Origin of the sequence: Clostridium sp., from assembly GCF_051654825.1 — a bacterium.
Taxonomy (GTDB): Bacteria; Bacillota; Clostridia; order Clostridiales; family Clostridiaceae; genus Clostridium.
The window spans coordinates 1-2,563 of sequence record NZ_JBOFYU010000226.1 but is presented as its reverse complement, the minus strand read 5'-3'; the positions used below and the strand labels follow the sequence as shown (position 1 = coordinate 2,563).

3 protein-coding genes and 2 pseudogenes are annotated in these 2,563 nt (G+C 27.8%); all 5 read right to left on the bottom strand.

Going from position 1 to position 2,563, the window contains the following annotated elements:
- Positions 1–101: pseudogene (locus ACRDBA_RS13570) on the bottom strand (transketolase family protein); the annotation flags it as partial.
- Positions 101–925, bottom strand: a complete 825-nt coding sequence (locus ACRDBA_RS13565) for a transketolase (protein ID WP_438573462.1) — start codon at positions 923–925, stop codon at positions 101–103. The gene ACRDBA_RS13565 and the pseudogene ACRDBA_RS13570, both read right to left, overlap by 1 nt.
- A 282-nt stretch (positions 926–1,207) precedes the next feature.
- Positions 1,208–1,561 carry a type II toxin-antitoxin system PemK/MazF family toxin gene (locus ACRDBA_RS13560; protein ID WP_438573461.1) on the bottom strand — a complete coding sequence of 118 codons (354 nt, stop codon included), beginning with the start codon at positions 1,559–1,561 and terminating at the stop codon, positions 1,208–1,210.
- 8 nt (positions 1,562–1,569) lie between these two features.
- Complete coding sequence (locus tag ACRDBA_RS13555) at positions 1,570–1,812, bottom strand: hypothetical protein (RefSeq protein ID WP_438573460.1); 243 nt, start codon at positions 1,810–1,812, stop codon at positions 1,570–1,572.
- Positions 1,813–2,319: 507 nt separating this feature from the next.
- Positions 2,320–2,563, bottom strand: a pseudogene (locus ACRDBA_RS13550) (germination lipoprotein GerS-related protein); the annotation flags it as partial.

The window sequence follows — 2,563 nt, the reverse complement described above, 5'->3', positions numbered from 1 at the left end:
TTTGAAAGGTCTGCGTCTAAAACTAATACATTTTCATTAGTTTTTGCTAATTCTGCTAATGCTTTTCCGTAAGCTTCTCTTGTTGCAATCTTCTTACTCATTATTTATTTCCTCCAATTTCTGTTAAAGCTTGTTCACACTGTTCTTTACTAGGTGCCATTCCATGCCATCCTGCTTGGTTTTCCATAAATGAAACACCTTTTCCTTTAACTGTTTTACATATAACAGCTGTTGGCATTCCCTTGCATTGCTTTGCCTTTTCTATAGCTTCTAATATTTCTTCAATGCTGTGTCCATCTATAACTAAAACATTCCATCCAAATGCTTCGAACTTCTTATCTATTGGTGATGGATTCATAACTTCTGTTATATCTCCATCTATTTGTAATCCATTAAAGTCTATAAATGCTGTTAAATTATCTAATTTGTAGTGAGCCGCTGACATAGCTGCTTCCCATACTTGACCTTCTTCTAATTCACCATCACCTAAAACTGTATATACTCTATATGATTTATTATCAATTTTACCTGCTAAAGCCATTCCTGTTGCTACTGATATACCTTGACCTAATGATCCCGTTGACATATCAATTCCAGGTAAGCATTTCATACTTGGATGTCCTTGTAATCTTGAACCTATTTTTCTTAACGTACTAAGTTCTTCTACTGGGAAAAATCCTTTTCTTGCTAAAGCACTGTATAATACTGGTGCTGCATGACCCTTTGATAAAACAAATCTATCTCTATTTGAATCTTGAGGATTGTTTACATCTATATTCATTTCACCAAAGAATAATGTAGTTACTATATCTGCTGATGATAATGAACCACCTGGGTGTCCTGAACATGATTCTGTTAACATGGAAACTATATCTCCACGAACTGTTTGAGCTAATGACTTCAATTCTGAAATATTTTTAATCATTTTTTATCCTCCTAAGGTTTAATTCAAAATAAAATTTAAAATTCTACTATTTATATTAATTACTTTATATATTATCCTTTTTTCTTTAAAATTATTTTATCACACCATTTTTATTTTGTATATACTATTTATTATTAAAAATCACTTTATTTGTATTTTTTGCGTTATTTAATATACTCTATTTGTTTTATAATAGTCCTTTTAAAATAAATCAAATAAAAAAGAGACCTATAAAGGTCTCTTTAAGTATATAAATCCTCTTTTGATGATTTAAATATTGATTTAATTAAGACTTAAGCTAATTAATAAAGATTTGTTTACTTTTTTCATATCCGCATCTGTCATATGACCTATTTTTTCTTTAAGTCTTCTTTTATCTAAAGTTCTAATTTGTTCTAAGAGAACAACGGAATCCCTATTTAATCCATATTCTTCAGATGAAATTTCAACATGAGTAGGTAATTTAGCCTTATTTATTTGTGATGTTATAGCAGCAACTATAACAGTAGGACTGTATTTGTTACCTATATCATTTTGAACTATTATAACTGGTCTAATTCCACCTTGCTCTGAACCAATAACAGGACTTAAATCCGCATAAAAAATATCCCCTCTTTTTACTACCATAGTCGTCATTAGAAATATCACACTCCGCAAAGCCAGTTCTCATACTTATTAATTTCTGCATTGTCGTACTCGAAAGGAAGTTGTGCAAGCTCTAAATTAATTTCTGCCATTTCTAAATAGCCGTTTTTCATTAATTGTAGAAATTCCACATCATATTGTTGTTTATTATATTGTATTAATCTATACTTAATAAATTTCCTATTTTTTTTAATATTTACGATTTTTTTTATAAAATCTAGGCTTCTAGCATTTTTTGACATATCACGCCTCCAGGTAGTAAAAATCTATGTAATATAAATTATATTGCAAATAATGTCATTTTGTCAAAATATATGTTTTACTTTAACACAAATATTTTCTATTTTTCACATTTTTTTGATTTTCATACCTTTATAGCTTGTTAAAATTAAAATTTAAAAGTACAGTACCCCACACCAATTTTTCTAAAAATTAAATCCTATCATTTTTCCTGATAGCTTATGTACTAATTTTTTATAATAACTCCTTAATCCATACGATTTTTTAATAAATATTAAAACCAACTTATTTTTTATTTTTTTATTCAAATCTAAGTCATTTACTTTTAAACTCTCATTAGTATCTTTTTTAGTTTATCTATATGTAATTTTCTAATCTAGGAGCCTTATTAGGTAGTTTTGTTTAACCCACTTTAGCTCCTATCATTCCCTATCTTATGTTATAAGTTTCTTTATGTTTAATATAATTAATATTTCTATGTTTAAAGCTAGTCCTATTCTTATATAAGGTTATTCTATTATCATTTCATCACTTTTCATCTTTTTAAAATCCTTATAAAGGATTCTGACTCTATCATTTCCTTGCTTGTCATAGATTATAGCTCCTATTGGTGTTTTATTTTCTTTATCAATATAAACCTTAGCTTTATCTAAATGCTCATTTTCTAAAAATATTTCAGTCATAAACTCTATATACTGAGTTTCTCCCCATTCCTCTTGTCCTTCAATTAAAGTTCCTTCTAATATAGGATTT

Excerpts from the sequence above, each read along its gene's own strand:
- ACRDBA_RS13565 (WP_438573462.1), bottom strand. The coding sequence starts at position 925 with ATGATTAAAAATATTTCAGAATTGAAGTCATTAGCTCAAACAGTTCGT.
- ACRDBA_RS13560 (WP_438573461.1), bottom strand. The coding sequence starts at position 1,561 with ATGACGACTATGGTAGTAAAAAGAGGGGATATTTTTTATGCGGATTTA.
- ACRDBA_RS13555 (WP_438573460.1), bottom strand. The coding sequence starts at position 1,812 with ATGTCAAAAAATGCTAGAAGCCTAGATTTTATAAAAAAAATCGTAAAT.